At 61.7% G+C, this 26248-nt stretch carries 29 protein-coding genes; 21 read left to right on the forward strand and 8 right to left on the reverse strand.

The features are described from left to right. The coding region (locus QZL67_RS04360; RefSeq protein ID WP_292919853.1) for a transglycosylase domain-containing protein at positions 1-2234 on the forward strand (2234 nt) is incomplete at its 5' end. 91 nt (positions 2235-2325) lie between these two features. Here the strand turns inward: QZL67_RS04360 and QZL67_RS04365 are convergent. The 8 genes from QZL67_RS04365 to moaA form a co-directional block, all read right to left on the reverse strand. Beyond that, the gene (locus QZL67_RS04365; RefSeq protein ID WP_022289543.1) at positions 2326-2823 is read right to left on the reverse strand and encodes a molybdenum cofactor biosynthesis protein B; all 498 of its coding nucleotides are present in this window, start codon (positions 2821-2823) and stop codon (positions 2326-2328) included. 22 nt (positions 2824-2845) lie between these two features. Next, positions 2846-3883 carry a sulfate/molybdate ABC transporter ATP-binding protein gene (locus tag QZL67_RS04370; protein ID WP_022289544.1) on the reverse strand — a complete coding sequence of 346 codons (1038 nt, stop codon included), beginning with the start codon at positions 3881-3883 and terminating at the stop codon, positions 2846-2848. Further along, positions 3883-4560 carry a molybdate ABC transporter permease subunit gene (gene modB, locus QZL67_RS04375; protein WP_022289545.1) on the reverse strand — a complete coding sequence of 226 codons (678 nt, stop codon included), beginning with the start codon at positions 4558-4560 and terminating at the stop codon, positions 3883-3885. Before modB ends, QZL67_RS04370 begins: the two co-directional genes overlap by 1 nt. Positions 4561-4772: 212 nt before the next feature. Continuing rightward, entirely contained in the window at positions 4773-5624 is an 852-nt protein-coding gene (modA, locus tag QZL67_RS04380) for a molybdate ABC transporter substrate-binding protein (protein WP_022289546.1), read from the reverse strand. Between the two features lie 126 nt (positions 5625-5750). Further along, a complete protein-coding gene (locus QZL67_RS04385; protein ID WP_022289547.1) occupies positions 5751-6770 on the reverse strand; it encodes a molybdopterin-binding protein in 1020 nt (339 codons plus the stop codon). Further along, positions 6767-7210 carry an MOSC domain-containing protein gene (locus tag QZL67_RS04390; protein ID WP_022289548.1) on the reverse strand — a complete coding sequence of 148 codons (444 nt, stop codon included), beginning with the start codon at positions 7208-7210 and terminating at the stop codon, positions 6767-6769. The genes QZL67_RS04385 and QZL67_RS04390 overlap by 4 nt, the downstream gene beginning before the upstream one ends. Before the next feature lie 5 nt (positions 7211-7215). Continuing rightward, positions 7216-7695 (reverse strand): cyclic pyranopterin monophosphate synthase MoaC, encoded by a 480-nt coding sequence (gene moaC, locus QZL67_RS04395; RefSeq protein WP_022289549.1) that lies wholly within the window; start codon positions 7693-7695, stop codon positions 7216-7218. A gap of 3 nt (positions 7696-7698) precedes the next feature. Continuing rightward, positions 7699-8634 (reverse strand): GTP 3',8-cyclase MoaA, encoded by a 936-nt coding sequence (gene moaA / locus QZL67_RS04400; RefSeq protein WP_292919855.1) that lies wholly within the window; start codon positions 8632-8634, stop codon positions 7699-7701. A 98-nt stretch (positions 8635-8732) separates the two neighbouring features. Here moaA and QZL67_RS04405 point away from each other — a divergent pair, with 98 nt between their 5' ends. The 20 genes from QZL67_RS04405 to QZL67_RS04500 all read left to right on the forward strand — a co-directional run bounded on the left by QZL67_RS04405 (position 8733) and on the right by QZL67_RS04500 (position 26241). Further along, entirely contained in the window at positions 8733-9062 is a 330-nt protein-coding gene (locus tag QZL67_RS04405; protein WP_292919863.1) for a DUF2953 domain-containing protein, read from the forward strand. Positions 9063-9078: 16 nt separating this feature from the next. Next, on the forward strand, positions 9079-9480 hold the full coding sequence (gene ytfJ, locus QZL67_RS04410) for a GerW family sporulation protein (protein WP_022289552.1): 402 nt from the start codon (positions 9079-9081) through the stop codon (positions 9478-9480). Between the two features lie 45 nt (positions 9481-9525). Beyond that, entirely contained in the window at positions 9526-10620 is a 1095-nt protein-coding gene (locus QZL67_RS04415; RefSeq protein WP_292919857.1) for a D-alanyl-D-alanine carboxypeptidase family protein, read from the forward strand. A gap of 12 nt (positions 10621-10632) precedes the next feature. Further along, complete coding sequence (locus QZL67_RS04420; RefSeq protein WP_022289554.1) at positions 10633-11340, forward strand: pseudouridine synthase; 708 nt, start codon at positions 10633-10635, stop codon at positions 11338-11340. A 164-nt stretch (positions 11341-11504) separates the two neighbouring features. Continuing rightward, positions 11505-12371: a MurR/RpiR family transcriptional regulator gene (locus QZL67_RS04425; RefSeq protein WP_022289555.1), complete on the forward strand. Its 867-nt coding sequence runs from the start codon at positions 11505-11507 to the stop codon at positions 12369-12371. After that, positions 12364-13596 carry an NAD(P)/FAD-dependent oxidoreductase gene (locus QZL67_RS04430; RefSeq protein ID WP_022289556.1) on the forward strand — a complete coding sequence of 411 codons (1233 nt, stop codon included), beginning with the start codon at positions 12364-12366 and terminating at the stop codon, positions 13594-13596. Before QZL67_RS04425 ends, QZL67_RS04430 begins: the two co-directional genes overlap by 8 nt. Positions 13597-13609: 13 nt before the next feature. After that, complete coding sequence (gene cmk, locus QZL67_RS04435; protein WP_022289557.1) at positions 13610-14296, forward strand: (d)CMP kinase; 687 nt, start codon at positions 13610-13612, stop codon at positions 14294-14296. Beyond that, positions 14293-14937, forward strand: a complete 645-nt coding sequence (locus QZL67_RS04440) for a 1-acyl-sn-glycerol-3-phosphate acyltransferase (protein ID WP_022289558.1) — start codon at positions 14293-14295, stop codon at positions 14935-14937. Before cmk ends, QZL67_RS04440 begins: the two co-directional genes overlap by 4 nt. Then, positions 14925-16889, forward strand: a complete 1965-nt coding sequence (locus QZL67_RS04445) for a bifunctional 4-hydroxy-3-methylbut-2-enyl diphosphate reductase/30S ribosomal protein S1 (RefSeq protein WP_022289559.1) — start codon at positions 14925-14927, stop codon at positions 16887-16889. The genes QZL67_RS04440 and QZL67_RS04445 overlap by 13 nt, the downstream gene beginning before the upstream one ends. 180 nt (positions 16890-17069) lie before the next feature. After that, a complete protein-coding gene (locus QZL67_RS04450; protein ID WP_022289560.1) occupies positions 17070-18416 on the forward strand; it encodes a butyryl-CoA:acetate CoA-transferase in 1347 nt (448 codons plus the stop codon). Between the two features lie 181 nt (positions 18417-18597). After that, positions 18598-19089, forward strand: a complete 492-nt coding sequence (locus tag QZL67_RS04455) for a CarD family transcriptional regulator (RefSeq protein WP_022289561.1) — start codon at positions 18598-18600, stop codon at positions 19087-19089. A gap of 16 nt (positions 19090-19105) precedes the next feature. Beyond that, on the forward strand, positions 19106-19837 hold the full coding sequence (gene ispD, locus QZL67_RS04460; protein WP_022289562.1) for a 2-C-methyl-D-erythritol 4-phosphate cytidylyltransferase: 732 nt from the start codon (positions 19106-19108) through the stop codon (positions 19835-19837). Next, a complete protein-coding gene (ispF, locus tag QZL67_RS04465) occupies positions 19834-20319 on the forward strand; it encodes a 2-C-methyl-D-erythritol 2,4-cyclodiphosphate synthase (protein WP_022289563.1) in 486 nt (161 codons plus the stop codon). The genes ispD and ispF overlap by 4 nt, the downstream gene beginning before the upstream one ends. A gap of 215 nt (positions 20320-20534) precedes the next feature. Continuing rightward, positions 20535-20789: a DUF3343 domain-containing protein gene (locus QZL67_RS04470; protein WP_022289564.1), complete on the forward strand. Its 255-nt coding sequence runs from the start codon at positions 20535-20537 to the stop codon at positions 20787-20789. Further along, entirely contained in the window at positions 20786-21913 is a 1128-nt protein-coding gene (locus tag QZL67_RS04475) for an aminotransferase class V-fold PLP-dependent enzyme (RefSeq protein WP_022289565.1), read from the forward strand. Before QZL67_RS04470 ends, QZL67_RS04475 begins: the two co-directional genes overlap by 4 nt. Positions 21914-22021: 108 nt before the next feature. After that, the gene (gene cdaA / locus QZL67_RS04480) at positions 22022-22909 is read left to right on the forward strand and encodes a diadenylate cyclase CdaA (RefSeq protein WP_022289566.1); all 888 of its coding nucleotides are present in this window, start codon (positions 22022-22024) and stop codon (positions 22907-22909) included. Position 22910: 1 nt separating this feature from the next. Then, entirely contained in the window at positions 22911-24194 is a 1284-nt protein-coding gene (locus QZL67_RS04485; RefSeq protein WP_292919859.1) for a YbbR-like domain-containing protein, read from the forward strand. 18 nt (positions 24195-24212) lie between these two features. After that, positions 24213-24623: a SoxR reducing system RseC family protein gene (locus QZL67_RS04490; protein ID WP_022289568.1), complete on the forward strand. Its 411-nt coding sequence runs from the start codon at positions 24213-24215 to the stop codon at positions 24621-24623. 12 nt (positions 24624-24635) lie between these two features. After that, positions 24636-25544: a DUF5685 family protein gene (locus tag QZL67_RS04495; protein WP_022289569.1), complete on the forward strand. Its 909-nt coding sequence runs from the start codon at positions 24636-24638 to the stop codon at positions 25542-25544. Continuing rightward, positions 25537-26241, forward strand: coding sequence for a J domain-containing protein (locus QZL67_RS04500; RefSeq protein WP_022289570.1), 705 nt, complete (start codon positions 25537-25539; stop codon positions 26239-26241). Before QZL67_RS04495 ends, QZL67_RS04500 begins: the two co-directional genes overlap by 8 nt. Positions 26242-26248: the final 7 nt, after the last annotated feature.

The raw sequence follows: 26248 nt of genomic DNA on the forward strand, positions 1-26248 counted from the left end.
CCGCCGTGGCCATTGAGGACGAACGGTTCTTCTCCCACAACGGTGTGGACTGGAAGCGGACCATCGGCGCGACGCTGAACATGTTCACCAGCAACGACACCTACGGCGGGTCCACCATTACCCAGCAGGTGATCCGCAACATGACCCAGGACAACCAGCCCACCGTCAACCGGAAAGTCCGGGAGATCTTCCGGGCGCTGGAGTTTGAAAAGCACTACACCAAAACCGACATCCTGGAGATGTACCTCAACCTCATCTACTTGGGGAAGAGCTGCTACGGCGTCCAGACGGCGGCAGAGTATTACTTCGGCAAGGACCTCAGCGAGCTGAGTGTGGCGGAGTGCGCCAGTTTGATCGCCATCACCAACAATCCCTCCCTGTATGGTCCCATGTCCAACATCACCATCACCCGGGAGGACGGCTCCACCGTCACGCCCCGGGAGCTGAACAAGGAGCGTCAGGAGCGGATCCTGGACAAGATGACCAAGATCAAGGACCCGGAGACGGGAGAGCCCTTCCTGACGGAGGAAGAGGCTCAGGCCGCCAAGGACGAGGTGCTGCAGTTCACGGACGGCTCCACTTCTGCCGAGGATCTGGTGGAACAGGCCACCGGCGGCACCCAGATCAACAACTGGTTTGTGGATGAGGTGATCCGGGACGTGTCCTCCGATCTGGCGGAGGAGCTGAAGATCACCGAGGACGAGGCGCTGCTGCGGGTCTACAACGGCGGCTATAACATCTATACCACCATGGACCCGGAGATTCAGGACATCGCGGAGGAAGTCTACGGCGACCGCAGCAATCTGAACGTCACCTCCCGCAACGGCCAGCAGCTCCAGTCCGGCATCACCATCATTGATCCCTCCACCGGCAATATCGTGGCCATGGTGGGTGCCGTGGGGGAGAAAGAGGGCAACCTTCTGACCAACTACGCCCGACTGCCCCGGCAGGTAGGCTCCTCTATGAAGCCGCTGACAGCCTATGCCCCGGCATTGGACGAGGGAGCCATCACCCCGGCCACCGTGTTTGACAACTACCCGGTCCAGCTGCTCAACGGCAACCCGTGGCCGAAGAACTCGCCCAATACCTATACGGGGCGGACGATCCTCTCCACCGGTATTGCCAAGTCCATCAACACCATCGCCATTCAGGCGCTTCAAAGCGTGGGCGTGGCGGACGCGTTTGCCTTTGCCACGGAAAAGCTGAACCTGAACCTGGTGGCGGAGGATATGAACCTCTCGTCTCTGGGCCTGGGCGGTCTGACCTACGGATTGACCACCGAGGAGATGGCAGCGGCCTATGCGGCCTTTGCCAATAACGGTGTTTACAATTCTCCCCGGACCTATGTCCGGGTCACCAAGACCGACAGCACTACCGGCGAAGAGACGGTGATCCTGGAGAATGAGGCGGAGAGCCATGTGGCCATGAAGGAGACAACCGCCTACCTCATGACCAAGATGCTCAAGGGCGCGGTCACCAGCGGTACCGCTACCTCTGCCAATTTCGGCGGCATGACCATCGCCGGCAAGACCGGTACCACCAGCGATAACTACGACCGTTACTTTGTGGGCTATACCCCCTATTACTGCGCGGCGGTCTGGACGGGCTACAAATCCAACGAGAAGATCAGCTACTCCGGAAACCCGGCCATCACCATGTGGAAAAAGGTGATGCAGAAGATCCATGAGGAGCTGCCCAACAAAGACTTTGACAAGCCCTCCACCGGTTTGGAGACCATTCAGGTCTGCCTGGACAGCGGCCTGCGGCCCTCGGATGCCTGCTCGCAGGACGTGCGGGGCAGCCGGATTGTCTCCGTGGAGGTAGCCGCCGGCACCGGTCCCAAGGAGACCTGCTCCATGCACGTGCTCCGGGATTACTGCACGGAGGGCAAGTGTCTGGCCGGTGAGTTCTGCCCGGCAGAGTCTGTGGTGCAGAAGGCGTTCCTGGATTACCAGCGGACGGATTACGGCTCCGGGATTTCCGCAGAGGATGATCCATACCTGATCGCCAACATGGAAAAGGCGGCGGAAAGCGGCTGTCCTGTCCACACCCAGGCGGCGGAGGAACCGGAAAATCCGGATGCCGCGACAGATCCCAACGATCCCAATTATATCCCGCCCACGGATGATTCCACCGGGGAGGGAACCGAACCGGAAGAACCCACCGAGCCTGATGCGACGGAGCCTTCCGGCGGGGGAGATTGGTGGAGCGATTTCTGGGCCAATGAACCCTGAACCAAAATAAAATGGAAAAGCACCCCGAATTTTTCGGGGTGCTTTTTTTAAAGCAAAGTAAACTAGAGAACTTGAAGGGTCTCCCATCTGCTCAGTCCGTCAGCCTGGCGCAATCCGCCGGTCCTCCGGTGAGCATCTCCAGGCCGTGTGCAAGGGTGGGCAGAACGGCCTCCAGGTTTTCCCGGACGGCCTTGGGGGAACCAGGCAGATTCACAATGAGGGTCCGCTTTCGGATGCCTGCCTGGGCCCGGGAGAGCATGCCCCGGGGCGTGATCTGCATGGAGGCGTAGCGCATGGCTTCCGGGATGCCGGGGGTCAGCCGGTCGCAGACGGCCAGAGTGGCCTCCGGGGTCACGTCTCTGGGAGAAAAGCCGGTGCCGCCGGTGGTGACCAGCAGATCCACTGTTCCCGCGTCGCACCGGTGCCGCAGCGCGGCTTCAATCTCCGGCTGTTCGTCCGGTACCACGGCGGTCTCCAGCACCTGATAGCCTGCCTGGCGCAGCAGCTCTGCGGTCAGCGGGCCTCCTTCGTCCCGGCGTTCTCCCCGGGAACAACGGTCACTGACCGTTAACACGGCGGCTTTGTACATGATCGGTTCCTCCTTTTTTTGTTCAGCGCAGCAGCAAGAGATCTTCCGGGGCGACGGCCACGGTGATCCGGTTTTCCGTGATCTGGCGGTGATCTGAAAGTTCCATCCGCAGCAGGGGTGCCTGGGGGGTGGAGCCTTCGGGACGCAACAGTATCATGTCGGCGGCTTCGTCCCGAATCTGCCGCACAACGACGCAGGTGAAGGCGTTTTTCTCCCCGGGGGCGGCGGGGTGGACGTGCTGGGCACGGATGCCCACGTTCCGGGTCTCCGGCGGCACACTGCGGCCGCAGAAGAGGGTCAGACCCCATTCCGGCAGGAACACATTGTCACGGTCGGGAACGGCACGGACGCAGGTCTGACAGCCGGACAGGCGGGCGGCGGCCTCGGTCCCGGGGGAGCGGAACAAGGCTTCCAGACTGGTCACCGGTTGGGAAGTGCCCCGGTCCATGACGCACACCTGGGGACAGTTGCGGAAGACCTCTCCCCGGTCGTGGGAGACCCAGACCACCGGGCCGGAAAACTGCTCCAGCGTCTGCGCCAGTTCCACCTCCAGCTGGTCCTGCAAATAGCCGTCCAGGGCGGAGAAGGGCTCATCCAGCAGGATGGCCCGGGGGGCGGAGGCCAGAATCCGGGCCAGCGCGCAGCGCTGCTGCTGACCGCCGGAGAGCTGCCAGGGCCGCTGGGAGGCCACCTCATCCAGCCGGAAGCGGCGCAGCAGTTCCGCGGTCTGCACGCTGCGTTCCTGCCGGTTGGGGACCGCTGCGGCGATATTTTGCCGTACGGTCATGTTGGGGAAGAGGGCGTACTGCTGGAAGAGATATCCCACCCGCCGCCGCTGGGGCGGCAGGTCGATGCGGGCGGCGCTGTCATAGAGGACGGTTCCGTCCAGTGTGATCCGTCCTTCATCCGGCTTCAAAATACCGGCGATGCAGCGCAGCGTCACGGATTTTCCGCAGCCGGAGGCACCCAGCAGCGCCAGAGGCGTGCCCTGCTCCGCTTCAAACCGGACATCCAGACGGAAAGAGCCCAATTCCTTTCGGATATCGACGGAAAGCGCCATCACCGCACCTCCTTTCTGGTCTGCCGCTGCCGGGTCTCCAGCAGGTTCACTGCCAGCAGGAATACGGCGGAGATGGCCACGTTCACCAGTACCCACCGGGCGGCGCCGGCGTCGTCATTGGTGCGCCAGAGCTGGTAGACGGTGGTGGAGATGGTGGCGGTCCGACCGGGGGTGTATCCGGCCACCATGGAGGTGGCGCCGTATTCCCCCAGTGCCCGGGCAAAGGCCAGAACCGCCCCCGCCAGGATGCCCTGCCGACACACCGGCATCTGGACCCGCCAAAAGATCCAGGTATTGGACCGTCCCAGCGTCCGGCCGGCGTCGGCCAGGGTGTGGTCGAAGCTCTCAAAGGCGCCCCGGGCGGTGCGGTACATCAGCGGAAAGGCCACCACAATGGTGGCAAAGATCGCGGACCACCAAGTCATTACCAGCTTTACGCCGAAGGTTTCCAGGACCCAGGAGCCCAAGGGGCGTTTGGGACCCAGCAGGATCAGCAGCAGCCAGCCCACCACCGTGGGCGGAAGCACCAGCGGCAGCGTCAGCACCACATCCAGCACGCCTTTTACAAGCCGGGGGAGCCGGGCAATGTAATAGGCGGCCAGGATACCGAGAAAGAACACAGCCGCCGTGGAGATGGCGGCGATGCGCAGAGAGTTGAAAAGAGGATACCAATCCATGGGAAACCTCCTGGTAGGGAAGATGAAGTCCGCTGCCGGGCCATGGGGGAAAAGCGGGCGGTGGAAAATAGAGCCGGGCGGGCAAAGCCCGCCCGGTCAAACTGTGCGGGTCCCGGTGGGGAAGAGCCCAATCAGGACGTACCTCATCCGAGGATGCGGCAGGGAAACCCAGTGATCAGCGGGAGGAACGATCACCGCTGAATTTCTCCGAATCAGGCAATGGGGGAGAAGCCCACGCCCTCAAAGTGGGCCATGGCCTCGTCGGTGGAGAGGTAGTCCAAAAATGCCTTGGCTTCGTCGGGATGCTGGCTGTTCTTCATGACGGCGGCGGGATAGATCACCTGACCGCACATCTCGGAGGTGGCCTCATCCACCACGGTCAGTCCTTCGGAGAAGGCGTCGGTAGCGTAGATGACGCCGCAGTCCACCGCGGCCTCCGCTACCTGGGTGGCGACCTCCTTGACGTTGCTGCCGTAGGAAAGGACCTGGGCATCGGCCAGGGCGGCCTCATCCAGTCCATAATAGGCAAAGATCTTCTGGGTGTACTGGCCCACGGGGACGTCGCTGTTGCCCATGGCCAGCAGCACATCGCCGCTGCGGAGCAGCTGCGCGAGCTGATCGAAGCTCTCGATGCCCTTGGGGTTGCCCTCAGGAACCACCAGCGTCACCTTGTTTTCCAGCAGGTCCAGCCGGGTGTTGCTGGCCACGAAGTCCAGCCCCTCGGTGTTTTCCTCACCGCCCTGGGCGTCCAGTTGGTTCATCTGTTTGGGAGCGGCGGAGATGAAGACGTCGCAGTCGGCCCCCTCCTGGATCTGGGTTTTGAGGGTGCCGGAGGAATCGTAGGTGGGGACAATGGTGATGCCCTCATGGGCGGCTTCATAGTCGGCGATCACCTGGTCCAAAGACTCCTCCATGGAGGCGGCAGCAAAAACATAGAGCTCCACCGGCTCCGACTGGGTACTGTTGTCCCCGTTGGAGGCGGTCTCATCGGTTTGGCTTTCGCCGCAGGCGGTGAGGGCCAGGATCAGACTCAGGGACATCAGCAGGGCAAACAACTTCTTCATGGCAGATATTCCTTTCTGATTTTACAGGATTTCACCATTCGCCGCAAGGTACACTTCGTGATACTCGTTTGAGGTGAACGGCTCCCGAAAAGCGGCGCCGGTTCTCCGGCGCGCTTTTGAGACAGGTTATTTTCCAAAGGGACATTCCGGCCAGTGGCAGGGCTTGCACCCAAGACACAATCCGCCCTCACCCAGGGCCACGATCTGTGCCCGGGTCACAGGGACGTCCGCCGCCACCCAGGGCAGGATCAGATCGAAGATGGTGGCACCGGCGTACATAACACAGCCGGGGAGGCCCATGACGGGGGTGCCGTCCTCATAGTAGCCCAGCAAAAACATGGCGCCGGGCAGCACCGGGGCGCCATAGGTGACGATCTTCGCCCCGCTTTCCTTGATGCCGCCGGGGGTGTTGTCGTCGGGGTCCACGCTCATGCCGCCGGTGCAGAGGATCATGTCAGCGCCGGTTTTCCGGGCCTCCGTGACAGCGTCGGCCACGTTTTCCACCCCGTCGCCGGAGTAGGCAACGGAAATGGTCTCAATGCCGTAGGCGGCCAGCTTATCCTTGACCACCGGCGTAAAGGTATCCTGAATGAGGCCCTTTTTCACCTCACTGCCGGTGGCCACAATGGCGGCGGTGCGCCGGACCCAGGGCTTGAGCTCCAGCAGGGGGGCGTTTCCGGCGGCAGCCTCCGCCGCCTGGAGCTTCTCCTCCGGGATGACGAGGGGGATCACCCGCATGCCTGCCAGCTTGTCCCCCTTGCGGACGGCAGTGCCGCCCTTGCGGGTGGCGATCATGATATCCTCAATAGAGTTGACGGCGATGAGTTTTTCCGAGTTCACCCGGAACAGGCCGTCACAGGCGGCCTTGAGCTCGATCTTGCCCTCCTTGACCTCGCTGCGGTCCATATGTTCGTTTGCGCACAGGGCATAGAGCCGTTTGGCGGCGTCGTTCTCGTGGAGCATGCCCGGCGTCATCTCCCAGACGTACAGGTGCTCCTTGCCCATGGAGAGCAGTACCGGGATGTCCTCCTCGGTCACCACATGGCCCTTGCGGAAACGGGCGTCTTTGTACTGGTCCTTGATGATCTGGGTCAGGTCGTGACAGAGCACATGCCCCACGGCCTCCTCGGTTTTGATGAGCTTCATTTCTCCGCCTCCAGAATCTCGATTTCATCGCCTGCCCGGACGGTGCCCTCTTTCACCACCACGGCAAAGATACCCTCCGTGGGCATGACACACTTTCCTACGGCCTTTTTGATGGCGCAGTCGCTGTGACATTCCTTGCCGATCTGGGTCACCTCCACCTCGGTCTCACCGATTTTCAGGTGGGTGCCCACGGGCAGGTTCTTGAGGTCGAGGCCCTCCGTGTTGATGTTCTCGGCAAAGACCCCGGCGTCCAGGGGGATGGGACAGACGGCACGCATGGTGTCCACGCTCTCCTCCGCCAGAAGGCTGATCTGGCGGTGCCAGTCCCCGGCGTGGGCATCGCCCACGATGCCGTGGTGCAGCTTGAGCTGGATTTCCGGGACGGGGTGTTTCTGGGTCCCTTTCCGCTCACTGATATTGACGGATACAACAGTGGCCAAGTGGCTCACTCCTTTATTCTGTAATCTCCGCTTTTGCCGCCGGATTTTTCCAGCAGGCGGATGTTTTCGATGTGCATGTCCTTTTGGACGGCCTTGCACATATCGTAGATGGTCAGGGCTGCCACCGATACGGCGGTAAGGGCTTCCATCTCCACGCCGGTGACGCCGGTGCAGGTGACGGCGGCCCTGATCTCCACCATACAGGGCTCCTCCGACAGCGCGAATGTGATGTCGATGCCGGTCAGGGGCAGGGGATGGCACATGGGGATCAGCTCCCAGTTGTGCTTGGCGGCCTGGATGCCCGCAACCTGAGCCACCGCCAGCACGTCGCCCTTCTTCATGGTACCGGATTTGATTTTTTCCAGGGTCCCCGGGGCCATATGGATCTCCCCGGCGGCCACGGCGGTGCGGTGTGTAACGGCTTTATTCGTCACATCCACCATCTTTGCCCGCCCCTGTTCATTGAAATGGGTCAGCTCGCTCACGGTTCAGCCTCCGATCTGATTCATGTTCCGGGGTGTGTCGCTCCGGCGCTCGGCCAGATGATGGCGCTCCGGCTTGTGGAGGATTCCCTGCCGGATTGCGTCCTTCAGTTCCGGGCCGTGAAGCCCCCGCAGCGGCAGCTCCTCCGCCGAGTGAAGGCAGCCTTTTAATTTTCCATCTGCCGTCACCCGGATGCGGCGGCACTGGGCGCAGAAGTCGTGATGGACCGGGGAGATGAGTCCCACGGTGCCTGCAGCACCTGGCAGCCGGTACCGCCGGGCCACACCGCAGGGCTCGATTTGCTGTAAAGCGGGAATTTTTTGCAGAACGGTGTCATCGGGCAGAAAACAGCCTTTGTCCCATTCGGCGCAGGGCCCCATGGGCATCAGCTCAATGAACCGTACTTCCCAGGGGTGCTCTCGGGTGAGGTTTACGAAATCCTCAATTTCATCGTCGTTGAAACCGCCGATGAGGACGGTGTCCAGCTTCAAATTGTGAAAACCTGCGGCCTCTGCCGCTTCAATGCCTGCCAGGGTGTCTGAAAGGCGTCCCAGTCGGGTCATTTCGGCAAACCGATCCGGCTGCAGGGTATCCAGGCTGATGTTCAGCCGGTCCACGCCGGCCTCTCGCAGGGGGGCGGCCAGCTGGGGAAGGAGCGCACCGTTGGTGGTGAGACACAGCTCCTCCAGCCTCGGGATGGCGCGCAGCCGACGGCACAGCTCCACGATCCCCCGGCGCACCAGAGGCTCTCCGCCTGTGAGGCGGATTTTCTTTACGCCGACCCGCACCGCCGCCTCGGCGATCTCCGCCAGCTCCTCCAGGGAGAGCATGTCCCCGTGGTTCTGTTTGACGACGCCCTCCGGAGGCATACAGTAGCGGCAGTTCCTCCCAGAAGCCGAAAAAGGCCGATCAAAGCAAGGGCAGCAGGGGAAAGCTGGCAAAGCCCACCCGGGCTGACCTGCAGGACGCCTGGAAGACTCTGCGGGCCCCCGTCCGGCGGGCGCTTGAACGGACCCGGCGGGGAATCCGTATCGATCCTCTGAATCTCTCCGTCACGGTAGGCGGAGCGGAGGACCCGGCGCAGGCCGCCGAGACCTACGGGATTCTGGAGATGGTAGTTTGGACGGTGATGCCGCCTCTGGAGCAGTTTCTGGTGGTCCCGGACCCCCACATCCATGTGGGGGTGGACTTTGACGCCGGGAAAAACCGGGTGGACGGAACCGCCGCGGTGACCATCCGGCTGGGAACGCTGTTGGCAGTGGCGCTGGGCGCGGGGATTCCCGTGCTGCGCTGGCTGATGAAGTACCAAAAGAGAAAGCAGCAGCCGCCCAAAGAGGCTGCACCCAAAACCGCTGACGCACGTGCATAAAGAAAGGACGAAAACTATGGACGATTCGATGGAGAAAAAGCATCCCCTCAATGATCTGATGCGGGAAACTATGGCCAAGATCCGGGAGATGGTGGACACCAATACCATCGTGGGGCAGCCCATCACCACCCCTGATGGCGTGACGCTGATCCCTATTTCCAAGGTCAGCTTCGGCTTTGGCAGCGGCGGCGGGGACTATGGCAAGACCACACCCAAGGAGAACTTCGGCGGCGGCAGCGCCGCGGGTGTGAAGATCGACCCGGTGGCATTCTTGGTCATCAAGGACGGCACCACCCGGGTGCTGCCGGTGGCGGTGCCCCCGGTGTCCACCGTGGACCGCATTGTGGAGATGGTTCCCGATATTCTGGATAAAGCGGAAAAATATTTCGACAAGAAACAGGAAGATCCCACCTGCTGAAAGGGGTATACTACCATCACTCTGTTTGTGAGGTGATGGCGGTTGTTGAAGCCCCTTCGGATCTGTGCCTGCTTGCTGGCAGCGGTTTTGCTGTCTGGTATGTTTCCTTGTCAGGCCGCGGCGGTCAGTACGTCTGCGACTTCCGCGATCTTGATGGACGTGGACAGCGGCCGGGTGCTGTATGAGCAGAACGCGGACGCAAAAATGCTGATCGCCAGCACCACCAAGATTCTGACCGCCCTGGTGGCCATCGAAGAGGGAGATCTCTCCGCCACTGTGAAGGTCAGCCGCGAGGCTGCCTACACCGAGGGCTCCTCCATGTACTTGAAGGAGGGGGAGACGGTGACGCTGGAGACGCTGCTCTACGGGCTGCTGCTGTGCTCCGGCAACGACGCCGCCGTGGCGGTGGCGGAGGGGGTCAGCGGCAGCGTGGACAAGTTTGTGGACCAGATGAACGAAAAAGCCAAGGCCCTGGGGATGAACCACTCCTCCTTTGCAAATCCCAACGGCCTGGACGACGAAAAGCACTATTCCACCGCCCGGGACATGGCGATTCTCGCCTGTGCGGCGGTAGAAAACGAGACGTTGGTCCGCATCGCTTCCACCCTCCAGATCACCATCGGCGGACGCACGATGACCAACCACAACAAGCTCCTGAGCTATATCGACGGGTGCATCGGCCTCAAGACCGGATACACCATGGCGGCAGGACGAACGCTGGTGAGCTGCGTGGAGCGAAACGGTCAGCGGCTGGTGGCGGTGACGCTGCAGGACGGCAATGACTGGGCAGATCATCAGGCGCTGTATGAATACGGCTTTGCCGCCTATCCCATCAGCCGGGCAGCCGTGCTGGGACAGCCTCTGGAGACGGCGGAGGTCCTGGGCGGTGCGGAGGATACCGTACCGCTGGTGGCGGCGGAGAGCTTTGCCTGGCCTCTGGCGGAAGGAGAGAAGCTGACGACAGAGGTGGAGCTGGACCAGCCGTTGACCGCACCGCTGAGCGCCGGCACCCGGGTGGGGGAGGCGGTGTTCCGCCTGAACGGAAAAGAGGTGGGCCGTGTGGACCTGCTGTGCGGCGCCGGTGTGGCGCCCCGGCTGGAACCGGCGCTCCACCAGCTGCACCTGGCCCTGCCGGAATGAGGAAGAGAACATATGGAAGAACGCGTACAAAAACTGCTCTCCGCCGCGGGAATCTGCTCCCGGCGGACGGCAGAGACCTATATCACTGCCGGGCGGGTCAGCATCAACGGCGAGACCGCGCAGCTGGGCCAGCGGGCGGACCCGGACCGGGACGACATCCGCCTGGACGGCCAACCCCTGGGCAGGAAGGCAGCGCCGCTGTATCTGCTGCTCAATAAACCCCGGGGATATGTCACCACACTCTCCGACGAGAAGGGGCGCAAAACGGTGGCGGACCTGGTGTCGGACTGCGGTGCCCGGGTATACCCTGTGGGCCGGTTGGATCTGGACTCCGAGGGACTGCTGTTGCTGACCAACGACGGCGCACTGATGCAGCACTTGCTGCATCCCCGGCATCAGGTGGAAAAGACCTATCATGTGACGGTCTTCGGCGATATCCGGGACGCAGCTGCCCGTCTGGCAGCTGTGACCGACCTGGATGGAGAACCTATCTGCCCCGCCCGGGTGTCACTTCTGCGGCAGAGCGGCCGCAAAGCGGAGCTGGCCGTTACCATCCATCAGGGAAAAAACCGGCAGATCCGGCGAATGTGCGCCCAGTGCGGCTGGAAAGTCCAGCGGCTGCGGCGGGTCCAGGAGCATACGCTGGAGCTGGGAGACCTGCCTGCCGGGGCCTGGCGGTATCTGACGGAGGATGAGGTTGCCGCGCTGCGGGAGGCATAACAGTTCATCAGGGGTGCGGAATTGCTCCGCACCTTCTTTTTTGCAAGAGCAAGATAAAATCTTGCAAAAATGAGTTTGAATTTGGCGGGAATTGTGGTACAATACCTTACCGCAAGCAACACCCCGAACATGTCTCCGGCAGCGGTTGGAGGGAGGATGACACCGTGGCAAAAAGCATTTTACATATCATTGAGACCAATATGGGCAGCTTCTCCAAGGGACAGAAGCGGATCGGCCACTACATCCTGGAAAATTACGACAAGGCCGCCTTCATGACCGCCAGCAAGCTGGGCCGTCTGGTGGGCGTCAGCGAATCCACGGTGGTCCGTTTTGCCTCGGAACTGGGCTATGACGGCTATCCCAGCATGCAGCGGGCCCTGCAGGAGATGATCCGCAGCCGCCTGACCTCCACGCAGCGCATCCAGCAGGCGGGGAACATGCTCTCCGGCCAGGATCTGTTGACGGCGGTGGTGCAGACGGATATGGACAAGCTGCGGATGGTGGTGGACGAGGCGGACCGCAAAGAGTTCGACAAGGTGGTCCACCTGCTGATGGAGTGCCGCCATCTGTATATTCTGGGCGTACGCTCGTCCTACTTTGTGGCGGGCTATCTGAATTTTTACATGCATCTGCTCTCAGAGAATGTAACGCTGGTCCAGTCCAACGCCGCCGGCGAGATCTTCGAGCAGCTCTTCCGCATTGGGCCGGGAGATGTGCTGCTGGCCATCAGTTTCCCCCGCTACTCCAACGTGACGGTGAACACCGTGAAATTTGCCCGGGACCGGGGAGCTACCATCGTGGCCATCACGGACAACGAACTCTCCCCGGTGTATCAGATGTCCGACGCGGCACTGCTGGCCCCCAGTGAGATGATCTCCTTCGTGGACTCCATGGTGGCGCCGCTGTCGCTGATCAACGCGCTGTTGGTGGCCATCGGATACCGGATGGGGAAGGATGTCTCCAAGACCTTTGGAGAGCTGGAGGATATTTGGAACGAGTACGGCGTATTCGGAAGGACGGACGATGAGTAAACGGATCACAGTGGTAGGCGGCGGTGCCGCCGGCATGATGGCTGCCATCACCGCGGCGGAACAGGGGGCCCAGGTCACGCTGCTGGAGCCCAATGAGCGTCTGGGCAAAAAACTCAATATCACCGGAAAGGGCCGCTGCAATGTGACCAACAACGCGGGATTGGAAACACTGCTGGCCAACGTACCCGGCAACGGAAAATTCCTGTACAGCGTCTTTTCCCGCTTTGACGGGCGGGACGCCATGGCCTTTTTCGAGGCGCTGGGCGTTCCCCTGAAGACAGAGCGGGGCAATCGGGTGTTTCCCATCAGTGACCGCTCCTTTGACATCAGCGCCGCTCTGGAGCGGCGGCTCAAGGCGCTGCGGGTCCGGCTGGTCCGGGACCGGGCGGTCCGACTGGAGATCGAAGAGGGTACCATCCGCGGCGTGCAGGGGGAGCGGGGAAATTATCCGGCAGAGGCGGTGATCCTGGCCACCGGCGGTGTCAGTTATCCCGCCACCGGCTCCACTGGAGAGGGCCACCGGATGGCGGAGGCCGCCGGCCACACCGTGACGCCCCTGCGGGGGTCTCTGGTGCCCCTGCGGGACTACGGCGCCTGCCGGGAACTGCAGGGGCTGAGCCTGCGGAACGTGGAGCTGACGGTGTTTGAAAATGACAAGAAGCTCTATTCAGACTTTGGGGAACTGCTCTTCACCCACTTCGGCGTCAGCGGCCCGCTGGTGCTCTCAGCGTCCGCCCATATGCGGCGCTTCGGCCAGAAAAAATACCGGCTGGAGATCGACCTCAAGCCGGCGCTGGAGGAGACCCAGCTGGACAAGCGGCTGCTCTCGGACTTTGCCAAATACGCAAACCACGATTTCTGCAACGCACTGAATGACCTGCTGCCCCAGAAGATGATTCCAGTGGTGGTGCGGCTCTCGGAGATCCCGCCCCACGAAAAGGTCCACGACCTCACCCGGGAGCAGCGCAGGAATCTGGTGCATCTGCTCAAGCATTTCCCCGTGGAGATCTCCGGCCCCTGCCCCGTGACAGACGCCATCGTCACCGCAGGCGGGGTCAAGACCAAGGAGATCGACCCCAAAACCATGGAATCAAAACTTGTAAAGGGATTATACTTTGCAGGCGAGCTCATTGATGTGGACGCTTATACCGGCGGATTTAATTTGCAGATCGCTTGGGCTACCGGACGTGCGGCCGGCATGGCCGCCGCCGAGCAAGGAGAGTAAGGAGAGAACAAGCATGAACGAAACCCATCCCATCAGCATTGCCATTGACGGCCCCTCCGGCGCCGGCAAGAGCACGCTGGCCCGGCAGCTGGCATCAGCGCTTCACTTTTTGTATGTGGACACCGGCGCGATCTACCGGACCATTGCCTATTATGCCTATGCGAATCATCTGGACCCGTCGGATGAGGCGGCAGTGCTGGCAGCACTGCCGGACATACGCATCGAACTGTGCCATGACACGGAGGGACTGCAGCGCATGATCCTCAATGGAGAAGATGTGACAGACGCCATCCGCCTGCCCCAGATCTCCCAGTACGCCTCCGTGGTATCCGCGTACCCCGGCGTCCGGGCCTTTTTGCTGGAAATGCAGCGGGATTTTGCTCGGAAGGGGAGCGTCATCATGGACGGACGGGACATCGGCACCGTAGTGCTGCCCCACGCGGACGTGAAGATCTTCCTGACGGCCTCCCCGGAGGCCCGTGCCCGCCGCCGCTGCCTGGAACTGGAACAGCGGGGGACGCCGGAGCCCTTTGACCAGGTGCTCTCGGAGATCCAGCAGCGGGACTGGGATGACTCCCACCGGGAGACGGCCCCGCTCCGGCAGGCGGAGGACGCCGTGGTGGTGGACACCACAGAACTGAACTTTGAGGAAAGCCTGGCGGCGCTGCTGACCGTCGTCCGGGGAAAGGCGGCACTATGAAACCCTTCAATCCCTTTTTCACCGTTGTCTACTACGTCGCACGCGTGCTGGTCAGCGTACTTTTCCCAACTACCGTGGAGGGGCTGGACCGTCTGCCCCGCAACGGCGTGCTGCTGTGCCCCAACCACTCCAGCAACTGGGACCCCATCCTGGTGGCACTGCGACTGCCGGTGAACTACCGGCTCCACATCATGGCCAAGGTGGACCTTTTCAAAAACCCTGTCCTCGCCTGGATTCTGCGGCGGCTGGGCGCATTTCCCGTCAGCCGTGGAAGCTCTGATATCCAGTCCGTCAAAACCGCCATGCAGGCCATCAAATCCGGCGATAATCTGCTGATCTTCCCGGAGGGCACCACCATCCACAACGGCATCGGCTATGTGGACGGCCTGCCGGCCCATGCCAAGGCCGGCGTAGCGGTCATCGGCGTGCGCACAGGGGCCATCCTGGTCCCTGTGTTCGTGGACGGACCCAAGCGGCTCTTCCATCGCACCCGGATCATCTTCGGCGAGCCCTACACGCCGGTGTACACCGGCCGCCACGGCACATCCGAAGAGATGCAGAAGATTGCAGACGACATTCTGACCGCCGCCTATGCCCTGGGCGGCCAGGCCGTGGGAGGGAAGCCGCTGTGCAACGAGTGATTCTGGCGGAAAGCGCCGGCTTCTGCTACGGCGTCCGCCGGGCCGTGAAGCTGGCAGAGGAGACCGCAGCATCGTCATCCGGCGGGTGCCGGATGCTGGGGGACCTGATCCACAACACCCATGTGGTGGAAGATCTGGCCCAGCAGGGGGTCCGCAAGGTGGCAGACAGCGGGGAACTGACACCGGAGAACACCGTCATCATCCGCTCCCACGGGGAGCTCAAGAGTGTGCTGGATGATCTGGAGCAGCGGGGCATCCGCTGCGTCAACGCCACCTGTCCCAACGTCATGCGCATCCAGACGCTGGTGGCTCAGGCAGAGCAGGAGGGACGCCGTGCCGTCATCATCGGCGAGCCCCACCACCCGGAGGTGATGGGCGTGGCCAGCTGGTGCCGGGACCCGCTGATCTTCGACGGGCCGGATGCGGTTCGCGCCTGGCTTGCCGAGGACGAAAATCACCGTGAAATCCCCCTGACAGTGGTGGCACAGACCACGTGTATTCGAAAACTTTTTGAAACTTCTTCAGAAATTCTGAAAAAAGAGTGTACAAACGTAAAAATATTTGATACAATATGCAATGCTACGCATAGACGTCAAACCGAGGCGGCGGAAATTGCCTCCAAAGTGGACGTGATGGTCGTGGTGGGAGACTGTAAAAGCGCAAACACCAAACATTTGACAGAAATTTGCAAGATGAGCTGCCCCCGGGTTTTCCAGGTGGAGGATGCGGACGGGCTCTCGCCGGATTGGTTCAATGGTTGCTCTGTTGCGGGTCTTACGGCCGGTGCCTCCACGCCTGCGGGCATCATTAAGGAGGTATATGCAACGATGAGCGAAGAAATCAAAGCGGCCGAGGGCAAAGAGGAGTCCTTCGAGGAATTACTGAATCAGTCTTTTAAAACTTTAAATACAGGAGAGAAGGTCACCGGTATTGTCACGGCCATCACCCCCACCGAGGTCCAGGTGGATGTGGGTGCCAAGCAGGCTGCGTACATCAAGCTCAGCGAGCTGAGCGACGATCCCAACGTCAAGCCCGAGGACGTGGTGAAGGTCGGCGACGAGATCGAGACCTACATCGTCCGCGTCAACGACATCGAGGGCTATGCTGAGCTGAGCAAGAAGCGTCTGGATGCCGTGAAGGTCTGGGAGAACATCGAGCAGGCCGTGGAGGACAAGACGATCCTCGAGGGCGTTGTCACCGAGGAAAACAAGGGCGGTATCGTGGTCTCCGTCAAGGGCGTGCGGGTGTTCGTTCCCGCTTCCCAGAGCGGTCAGCCCCGCGGCGCTGATCTGTCCAAGATGATCAAGCAGAAGGTCCAGCTGCGCATTACTGAGGTCAACCGTGCCCGCCGCCGCGTGGTGGGCTCCATCCGCTCCGTCACCGACGAGGCCCGCAAGGCCGCGCAGGACGAGCTGTGGGCCAACATCGAGGTGGGCAAGCATTACACCGGCACCGTCAAGTCCATGACCAGCTACGGCGTGTTCGTGGACATCGGCGGCGTGGACGGCATGGTCCACATCTCCGAGCTGAGCTGGAGCCGCATCAAGACTCCCGCCGAGGTCTGCAAGGTGGGTGACACCCTGGATGTGTACGTCATTTCCTACGATCCCGAAAAGCGCAAGATCTCCCTGGGCGTCAAGGATCGCAGCATTGATCCCTGGCAGGTGTTCATGGACAAGTATCAGGTTGGTGATGTGGCTTCCGTGCGCATCGTCAAGCTGATGAGCTTCGGCGCCTTCGCCGAGGTCGTTCCCGGCGTGGACGGCTTGATCCACATTTCTCAGATCGCGGACCGCCGCATCGAGAAGCCCGAGGACGTGCTGTCCGAGGGTCAGATCGTCGATGCCAAGATCACCGCTATCGACGAGGAGAAGCAGAAGATCTCCCTGTCCATCCGTGCGTTGCTGACCGCTCCCGCTGAGGAAGAGGTCCCCGCTGAGGACGAGGAGTAAGTTCCCAATCCAATTGGAAAGAGGCAGTCCCCTGGGGCTGCCTCTTTTTTCGAAAAAAATGTGATTTTTTTGACAAGCCCATTGCATTTCTTGGCTGGCCATGATATAATCCTGGCAGCAAGAGGTCTGACTACACCATACTGATGTCATACAACATAATGATCAACAGGAGGAAGTATCATGAGCTATCAGGAGGAATACCAGCAGAAGCTGACCACGGCAGAGAAGGCCGTCGAATGTGTGGACTCCGGCATGTGGCTGGACTACGGTTGGAGCGTCTGCACCCCGGTGGCGCTGGACAAGGCGCTGGCCAAGCGGATGGAGGGCCTGAAGGACGTCAATATCCGCGGCGGCATTCTGACCCACCGTCCCGCCATTTTTGATGTTCCCAACGCAGCTGAGCACTTTGCCTGGAATTCCTGGCATATGAGCGGCGTGGAGCGCAAGGCCGTCAAGGAGGGATTCTCTTATTACATCCCCCTGCGGTATTCCGAGCTGCCCGGCTACTACCGCGACTGCATCAAGTCCGTGGATGTGGCCATGTTCCAGGTGCCCCCCATGGACGAGCACGGCTGGTTTAACTTCGGCCCCGGCGGCTCTCACCTGAAGGCTGTGTGCGAGGTGGCCAAGAAGGTCATCGTGGAGGTCAACAAAAATATCCCCGTCTGCTTGGGCGGTTTTGACAACTGTGTCCATATCAGTGACGTGGATATGATCGTGGAAGGCGACAACCCGGTCATGGACGAGCTGGGCGGCGGCGGTGAGCCCTCCGATGTGGATATGGCCGTGGCCAAGCTGGTGGTGCCTGAGATTCCCGACGGTGCCTGCCTGCAGCTGGGTATCGGCTCCATGCCCAATGCCATCGGCAAGATGATCGCCGAGTCCGATCTGAAGGATCTGGGCGTACACACCGAGATGTACGTGGACGCCTTCGTGGACATGTCCAAGGCCGGCCGCATCACGGGCCTGCGCAAGCCCTTTGACCGGGGCCGCCAGACCTACGCTTTTGCTGCGGGCACGCAGAAGCTCTACGATTTCCTGAACAATAACCCCGAGTGCATGGCTGCCCCCGTGAGCTATGTCAACGATATTGCGCGGGTGTCTCAGATCGACAACTTCATCTCCATCAACGGCGCGGTGGACATCGATCTTTACGGCCAGGTCTCCTCCGAGTCCTCCGGCACCCACCACATCTCCGGTGCCGGCGGCCAGCAGGACTTCGTCATGGGCGCATATCTGTCCAAGGGTGGCAAGAGCTTCATCTGCTGCTCCTCCTCCTTCATGGACAAAAAGACCGGCCAGCTCAAGTCCCGCATCCGTCCCACCCTGCTGGAGGGCTCCGTGGTCACCGCCACCCGCACCAATCTCCACTGGATCGTGACGGAGTACGGCAAGTTCAACGTCAAGGGCAAGTCCACCTGGGAGCGGGCCGAGGGCCTGATCTCCATCGCGCATCCCCAGTTCCGGGAGGAGCTGATCGCCGAGGCGGAGAAGATGCACATCTGGCGTCGTTCCAACAAGAAATAAGTGCTTAAAATCCCGCCCCCGGCAGACCTTGCGGCCCGCCGGGGGCCTTTTTATTCAAATTTTTGGGAACAGCTTGTCAAGCAGGAAAAGACCCTGTATAATAAAAAACAGATATATACAGGTTGCGACGGAAGTAATGGGGACGGGACCCGGCCGAACGGCCGGAGGGAAGGAGTTCGCCATGTTCAGCGTTGGAGATCTGGTCGTCCACCCGATGCACGGGGCCGGCGTCATTGACGACATCGTGCGGGAGCGGGTGGCAGGCAGCACACAGGAGTACTATGTCTTTAAGATGCCTGTGGGAGGGTTGCTGCTGAAGATTCCCATCGCAAAGAGCCAGCTCATCGGCCTGCGCGCCATCATTGGTCCGGCAGAGGCAGAGCGGCTCATCAGCTCCATCCCGGGAATCGCCGTGGATCAGGACAACAACTGGAACAAGCGCTACCGGGAGAATCTGGAGCGGCTGAAAAGCGGCGATTTATATCAGGTGGCCCGTGTCATCAAGGGTTTGATGCACCGGGACCGGCGCCGGGGCCTTTCCACCGGGGAGCGGAAAATGCTCCACGCCGCGCGGCAGATCCTGCTCTCCGAGCTGGTTTTATCCGAGCATGAGGCATATGACGTTATAGAGACCCGGGTGGACCGGGCTATGATGCAGTCCCCGGTACAGTAGAGAGGATTGGAATGGCATGATCCCATTTTTCAAAAAATTCCAGGCGGCCCAGCGACCCCGCTGCGCCGCCTTAGTTGCGGCCGCCGGCAGTTCCACCCGCATGGGCGGCATCAACAAGCTGCTCCAGCCGCTGGACGGCATCCCGGTGCTGGTGCGGACGCTGACTGCTCTGGAACGGGCCCAGCGGGTGGACAGCATCGTCATCGCCACCCGGGAGGAGGATCTCATCACCGTTTCCCAGCTCTGCAAAACCTATGGCATCACCAAGTGCAAAAAGGTGATCCGGGGCGGGGAGGACCGGGAGCACTCCGTATTGTTGGCGGCGCTGGAGGCAGAGCCGGACACGGAGCTGCTGGCCGTCCAGGATGGCGCCCGGCCACTGGTGTCCCCGACCCTGGTGGACCGTGTGATCGAAGCGGCTCAGCGCTGCGGCGCCGCGGCACCTGCCGTTCCTGTAAAGGACACGGTCAAGGCCGTCCGGGAGGATGGGGCCGTAGCGGAGACGCTGGAGCGCAGCCGCCTGCGGGCGGTGCAGACGCCTCAGGTATTCGAGGCATCCCTGCTCAAGGCTGCACTGCAGGCAGCGCTGGAAGAGGGCGCCGCCCTCACCGACGACTGCTCCGCCGTGGAGCGGCTGGGAAAGGTGGTCTACCTGATCGAAGGAGAGGAGACCAATCTGAAAATCACCACGCCCACCGACCTAATCCTGGCGGAGGCGTTGCTGGCGGCGGAGGAGGAAACGCGATGACACCACTGCGGATCGGACACGGATATGATGTGCACCGACTGACCCAGGGACGCAAGCTGATCCTGGGCGGCGTGGAGATCCCCTATGAGCGGGGACTGCTGGGTCATTCCGACGCGGACGTGCTGACCCATGCTGTCATGGACGCCCTCACCGGGGCCGCCCGGCTGGGGGACATCGGCCAGCTCTTCCCGGACACGGACCCAACCTATGAAGGGGCCTCCAGTCTGGGCCTTCTGGCGCAGGTGGGCCGTCTTCTGGCAGAGGCAGGCTATGCCGTGGTAAACATCGACGCCACGCTGATCGCCCAGGCTCCCAAGGTGGGCCCCTACAAGCAGCAGATGTCCCAAAATCTTGCCCGGGCCCTGGGAATCAGCGCCGAGCAGGTCAATGTCAAGGCCACCACCGAGGAGCGTCTGGGCTTTACAGGGGACGGCTCCGGCATGGCCGCCCACGCTGTGGTTCTGGTGGAGCGAATCAAGTAAGCATGCAGCGATGCGGGGAAGTGCTCTCCGCATCGCTGTTTCCCTGTTTGGGAACAGCGGCGGGGCAGAGAATGGTGCGCCGCAGCGGGCCCGGTAAAAGCATCTGTCCCGCGGCGGAGATTCCGCTCTTCCCCTTGGCAGACAGCCCCGCTGGAAATCTTTTTGACACCTTCCCTGTCCCGTCCCATAGGATGGGGGGGAGAGGAGGAGTGTCTGTGGAGAACTATCTCATCATTGCCCGCTCGGTAACCTATGCTCAGCGGATGCAGAACGCGCTCAGCCGGGCCGGGGTCCGCTGCCGGATCTTCCGCGCCCCCCGGGATCTGACGGATCTGGGCTGCGCCTATGCGGTACAGATCCAGTCGTCGGATATTTCCCGGGCGTTGACCACACTGCACCGGGCGTCTCTGGACCCCGTTCAGATTTTCATGACCCAGCAAAAGGGACTCTACCGCGAGGTGGAGCCATGATCTACTTCGACAGTGCGGCCACCACTTTCCAAAAGCCCCCCGCAGTGGCCGCCGCCATGACGGATGCGCTTGCCACCATGAGCTCTCCGGGCCGGGGCGGATACCCGGCGGCCATGCGGGCCGCCGACACCGCCTTTGCCTGCCGGAGCGAGCTGGCGGAACTGTACCACGTGGGGAGCCCGGAACAGGTGGTCTTTACCCTCAATGCCACCCACGCGCTGAATATCGCCATCAAGACCCTGGTGCCGCCGGGAGGAAAGGCGGTGATCTCCGGCTATGAACACAACGCCGTCACCCGTCCGCTGGCCGCTCTGGGGGCCCGGATCGACGTAGCCGCCGGGCCGCTGTTCCAGCCGGCGGCGGTGACAGCGGCCTTTGACCGCCTGATTACGCCGGACACGGACGCCGTGATCTGCAACCACGTCTCCAACGTCTTCGGCTTCGTACAACCGGTGGAGGAGATCGCCGCACTGTGCCGGCAAAAGGGCGTCCCTTTGATCATCGACGCCTCGCAGTCGGCAGGTATCGTGCCTCTGGACATGACGGCGTTGGGGGCTGCCTTCATCGCTATGCCGGGGCATAAGGGCCTTTACGGCCCCCAGGGCACCGGTGTCCTGCTATGCAAAGAGGGGCAGACGACCGCCACGCTCCTGGAGGGAGGCACCGGCAGCCAGTCCATCCAGCAATCCATGCCGGAGTTTCTACCGGACCGCCTGGAAGCCGGGACCCACAACATGCCCGGCATCGCGGGACTCCTGGCAGGGGTCCGATTCGTCCGGCGGCAGGGGCTGGAGTCCATCTGCCGGAAGGAGCGGCGCCTTGCTCAGCTGGCGGCGGAGGGCTTGCGGACCATCCCCGGCGTCCACGTCTGGGCAACGCCGGATCTGACGGCCCAGGCCGGGGTGGTCTCCTTCACCGCCGATGGCCGGGACGTGGAGAATCTGGCCAGTGCCCTGGGAGAACAGGGGGTCGCTGTCCGGGCGGGCCTGCACTGCGCACCGCTGGCCCACCGCACCGCCGGCACGCTGGAGAGCGGAACGGTACGGCTGAGCTTTTCCGCCCTGAATACGCCCGCCGAAGTCTGCCGCTTTCTGACGATTCTGCGCAAACTATCTCGGGGATAAGGGTATTTTTCTGAACAGACCGTGAATTTTCATCCGGTTCACCTTGCAATCCACTGGTATATTTTATATAATATCAGTATTCATGACCTGGAAGGGATGAGGTGCAACATGGGAGTGAGCTTCGCGCAGCTGCCGGCTGTGATCGTCCGCTATCTGCTGACGATCCAGATCACGGATCTGCTGGACATCGCGATCATGGTGTTCGTTCTGTATAAAGTCCTGACGCTGGTGCAAAGTACCAAGGCAGCCAGCCTGGTGAAGGGATTGTTCGTCTTTCTGGCGGCGCTGGCCCTGTCCTCTTTGTTCCATCTCAACGGCATCAACTATATCATGAGCAAGATGGTGGAGTGGGGTGTGCTGGCCCTCATCATCCTGTTCCAGCCGGAGATCCGCCGGGTCCTGGAGCAGATGGGCAGCCGCCGCTTCATCGCCTTTTTCACCCACGCCGAAACCGGCAACACTATGGACACCACCATCAGCCAGACCGTGCTGGCCTGCTCGGAGATGTCCCAGTCCCGCACCGGCGCCCTGATCGTCTTCGAGCGGGAGATTTTGCTGGACGACATGGTCCGCAGCGGCACGGTGCTGGATGCCTCGGTCTCCAGTGAGCTTTTGAAAAATATCTTTTTTGTCAAAGCACCCATGCACGACGGCGCCGTCATCATCCGCAACGGGCGGGTGCTGGGCGCCGGCTGCATGCTGCCCCTGAGCAAGAATGTCAATCTCAGCCGGGACCTGGGTATGCGGCACCGTGCCGGCATCGGCATGAGTGAGAACTCTGACGCGGTGGTGGTCATCGTCTCCGAGGAGACCGGTTCCATCTCCGTGGCCATCGGCGGCATGCTCAAGCGCCATCTCAAACCGGAGACGCTGGAAAACCTCCTGCGGAATGAACTGCTTCCGCAGGAGGAGTCCGATTCGGACAAGCAAAAGTTCTTCTCCCTGCTGAACCTGCTCCAGCCCAAAAAGAACGGAGGCAAGGACGATGCAGAGTAAGATGAGTAAACGTAAAATCCTTTACATTGCTTTGTCTCTGGTGGTGGCGATGGCGATTTGGGTCTATGTGGACGTCACCGGGGACCGGAATGTCAAAAAGACCTTTACCGATGTGCCCGTGGAGTTTCTGGACGAGGACACTGTCCTGGCAGAGCGGGGGTTGATGCTGCTGGAGGATGGCACCACCACCTCCATCGACCTGACGCTCTCCGGTTCCCGCTGGAATATCGCAAGACTGGACCCAGATGAGCTGCGGGTCCAGGTGAGCCTGGCGGACATCACCACCACCGGCTCTCAGCTGATCAAATACACGATCCGCTATCCCGACGGTCTTTCCAGCAGTTTCACCACCTCTGACGCCAGTGCCTATATGGTCCGGGTCAATATCGGCGAGCTCAACACCCGCACCGTGGATGTCAAGGCGGAGATCGTCGGCAGCGTGGCGGAAGGGTATACCGCCGGCGAGCTGCTGCTCTCTCCCGCACAGCTGGAGATCCGGGGCCAGCCGGAGGACATCGACCCTGTCAGCTATGCCAAGGTCACCATCAACCTGGACAATGCCGAGGCCACCTACACCGGCAAACTGGACTACCAGTTCTACGATAAGAACGACCAGCTGCTGGACTCCACCGGTATCCACGCCACCGTGGACCAGATCGAGGCCACGCTGCCGGTCAACGTCACCAAGGAACTCAAGTTGGTGGTGGACTTCATTGAATCCCCCGGCGCCAGAGCAAGCAACCTCAACTATACCATCGAGCCGGAGTCCATCACGGTCTGCGGCGATGCGGAAAAGCTCCGGGACGTGGACACCATCACGCTGACGTCCTTCGACCTGACCAAGCTCAACAGCGCCACCCTTTATAATTACACCATTCCGCTGCCGGAAGGCTGCGAAAACCTCAGCGGCGTCACCACAGCCACTTTCCGGGCTTCCTTCAAGGACCGCATTTCCGCCGTACTGACGACGACAAACTTCTCTCTGCGCAATGAACCGGAGGGGAAGGATGTCTCCCTGCTCACGGAGGCACTGTCCGTGACGGTGTTCGGAACCTCCGGGGATGTGGCGTCCCTCAGCGGCGATGACCTGGAGGTCATCGTGGACCTGTCGGATTTCGGCTCCGCCGCCGGCGGATACACTGTCCCCGCCACCGTACGGGTGAAAAACGGAACAGACGTGGGCGTCTCCGGCAGCTATCAGGTCCGGGTCAACATCCAGGATTCCGACTCCGGAGGGGACACCGGCTCCGACAGTGAAGGCGACGCAGAAGAACCCGCACAATGACAAAAGGAGATCTTTCACATGACACAGATTGCAACGGTTGAACGGATTTTGGACGCGGATTACGCGGAGGTCTCCGTGCCGAGAAAGTCCGCATGCGGACACGACTGCGAGGAGTGCGCCGGCTGCGGTGTCACCGGTGCCGCGGTCCGGGCCAAGGCCAGCAACCCCATCGGCGCCCGTCCCGGGCAGAAGGTGGTGGTACAAAGCGACACCCAGAAGATGCTGCGCATCGTGGCGTTGGTCTATCTCATCCCGGTGGTGCTGTTCCTGGCGGGCTATGTAATTCCCACCATGCTCTCCGCCAGCACTGGCCTTTCCATCTTCATCGCGGTACTGGGCTTTGTAGCCGGCATTTTGATTGCGGTGCGCTATGACCGTTTTCTGCGCCGGCAGGGAGGACTGTCCTTCCGCATCGTCCGGCTGTTCTGAGCAGCCGGCGGTATGTTTGGTTATGTGCGCCCGCCTCTGGAGGACCTTCCTCCGGAGGATACCGAGCGGTTCCGGCAGGCCTACTGCGGTCTGTGCCACACACTGGCAAGACGGCACGGCCTGGCGGCGCGGTTCATTCTGAACTACGACTTTACGTTTCTCGCGATTCTGCTCTCCCAGCGGGAGACGGCCCCGGTGGCCTGTGCCCGCTGTCCTGCAAGCCCGCTGCGCCGCCGTCCCTATCTGGAAGCGGATGCTGCCATGGAGCTGGCGGCGGACGAGAGCGTGATCCTGGCCTATTGGCAGCTGCGGGACGGCGTGGCAGATCACGGCTTCTGGAAGGGACTCATGTACCGACTGCTTTCCCGGCTGCTGCGCCGGGCCTACCGGCGGGCGGCGGCGGCCCGGCCGGAGTTTGACCGGAACACCCGCCTTCAGCTGGACAAGCTGGCCCGGCTGGAAATGGAGCAAACCCCAGCCCTGGACCCGGCGGCAGACGCCTTTGCCGTGCTGCTGGGGGCTGCCGCTGAGGAAGTGGACGATCCCATCCGGCGAAGGGTCCTGGGACAGCTTTTATATCATCTCGGCCGCTGGGTATATTTGATCGACGCGGCAGATGATCTGCAAAAAGACGCCGCATCCGGGAATTATAACCCTGTGGCGCTGCGCTACGGTCTGACGGATGGCGTCTGGACGGAGGAGAGCCGGCACGCGTTTGCCAATACGCTGGATCACTCCATCCACATGATGACCACCGCCTTTGAGCTGGCGGATTTCGGCTGCTGGAGACGGCTGCTGGAGGCCACATTTTACCACGGCTTGTTCCGGGTGGGCCGGGCGGTGCTGGACGGCACCTTTCACGACGCCCCCTCCGGAAAAGATAGAAAGAAAAGCAAGGATTTGAGGAAACCACATGAATGATCCCTATCAGGTCTTGGGGGTTCCCGAGACCGCAACGGACGCAGAGGTCAGAAAGGCATACCTGAACCTGGCCCGGAAATACCATCCGGACAACTACCATGACAGCCCTCTGGCAGATCTGGCACAGGAGAAGATGAAAGAGATCAACGCCGCCTACGAGCAGATCACCAAGGAGCGCAGCGGACGGTCCTCCGCCTCTTCCGGCGGCAGCGCCGGTTACGGGTCGTCGTCCTACGGTGGAGCCGGCTATGGATCCTCCTATGGCGGATACGGCGGTTCAGGCTACGGGGGATACGGGCAGCAGTACGGCCGTTCCGCCTCCGGCAGCTCCGTGCTCCAGCAGGTGCGCATGGCCATCGCCACCGGCAATCTGACCCGGGCAGAGGCTTTGCTTGCCAACTATTCCGACCACAACGCAGAGTGGAACTTCCTGAAAGGCGCCATCTGCTACCGCCGGGGCTGGATGGACGAGGCGAAACGCTACTACCAGACCGCCTGCCAGATGGACCCCAGCAACGCCGAATACCGGCAGGCACTGGAATATATGGAAAACGGGACGCAGAACGCCTACCGCCCGGACAACGGCCCCTTCGGCACGGAACTGTGCGGCGGCGGGAACCTCTGCTCCAAGATGTGCTGCGCGTACCTGCTGTGCAACAGCTGCGGCTACGGCGGGATTCGCTTTTGCTTTATCTAACCAGGAA

Origin of the sequence: Oscillibacter sp. CAG:155 (genome assembly GCA_000436875.1) — a bacterium.
Lineage (GTDB): Bacteria > Bacillota > Clostridia > Oscillospirales > Oscillospiraceae > Oscillibacter.

Coding starts and splice junctions, on each gene's coding strand:
- QZL67_RS04365 (WP_022289543.1), bottom strand. CDS start 2,823: ATGTACAAAGCCGCCGTGTTAACGGTCAGTGACCGTTGTTCCCGGGGA.
- QZL67_RS04370 (WP_022289544.1), bottom strand. CDS start 3,883: ATGGCGCTTTCCGTCGATATCCGAAAGGAATTGGGCTCTTTCCGTCTG.
- modB (WP_022289545.1), bottom strand. CDS start 4,560: ATGGATTGGTATCCTCTTTTCAACTCTCTGCGCATCGCCGCCATCTCC.
- modA (WP_022289546.1), bottom strand. CDS start 5,624: ATGAAGAAGTTGTTTGCCCTGCTGATGTCCCTGAGTCTGATCCTGGCC.
- QZL67_RS04385 (WP_022289547.1), bottom strand. CDS start 6,770: ATGAAGCTCATCAAAACCGAGGAGGCCGTGGGGCATGTGCTCTGTCAC.
- ytfJ (WP_022289552.1), top strand. CDS start 9,079: ATGGACGATTCGATGGAGAAAAAGCATCCCCTCAATGATCTGATGCGG.
- QZL67_RS04420 (WP_022289554.1), top strand. CDS start 10,633: ATGGAAGAACGCGTACAAAAACTGCTCTCCGCCGCGGGAATCTGCTCC.
- QZL67_RS04430 (WP_022289556.1), top strand. CDS start 12,364: ATGAGTAAACGGATCACAGTGGTAGGCGGCGGTGCCGCCGGCATGATG.
- cmk (WP_022289557.1), top strand. CDS start 13,610: ATGAACGAAACCCATCCCATCAGCATTGCCATTGACGGCCCCTCCGGC.
- QZL67_RS04440 (WP_022289558.1), top strand. CDS start 14,293: ATGAAACCCTTCAATCCCTTTTTCACCGTTGTCTACTACGTCGCACGC.
- QZL67_RS04450 (WP_022289560.1), top strand. CDS start 17,070: ATGAGCTATCAGGAGGAATACCAGCAGAAGCTGACCACGGCAGAGAAG.
- QZL67_RS04455 (WP_022289561.1), top strand. CDS start 18,598: ATGTTCAGCGTTGGAGATCTGGTCGTCCACCCGATGCACGGGGCCGGC.
- ispD (WP_022289562.1), top strand. CDS start 19,106: ATGATCCCATTTTTCAAAAAATTCCAGGCGGCCCAGCGACCCCGCTGC.
- ispF (WP_022289563.1), top strand. CDS start 19,834: ATGACACCACTGCGGATCGGACACGGATATGATGTGCACCGACTGACC.
- QZL67_RS04475 (WP_022289565.1), top strand. CDS start 20,786: ATGATCTACTTCGACAGTGCGGCCACCACTTTCCAAAAGCCCCCCGCA.
- cdaA (WP_022289566.1), top strand. CDS start 22,022: ATGGGAGTGAGCTTCGCGCAGCTGCCGGCTGTGATCGTCCGCTATCTG.
- QZL67_RS04485 (WP_292919859.1), top strand. CDS start 22,911: ATGAGTAAACGTAAAATCCTTTACATTGCTTTGTCTCTGGTGGTGGCG.
- QZL67_RS04490 (WP_022289568.1), top strand. CDS start 24,213: ATGACACAGATTGCAACGGTTGAACGGATTTTGGACGCGGATTACGCG.
- QZL67_RS04495 (WP_022289569.1), top strand. CDS start 24,636: ATGTTTGGTTATGTGCGCCCGCCTCTGGAGGACCTTCCTCCGGAGGAT.
- QZL67_RS04500 (WP_022289570.1), top strand. CDS start 25,537: ATGAATGATCCCTATCAGGTCTTGGGGGTTCCCGAGACCGCAACGGAC.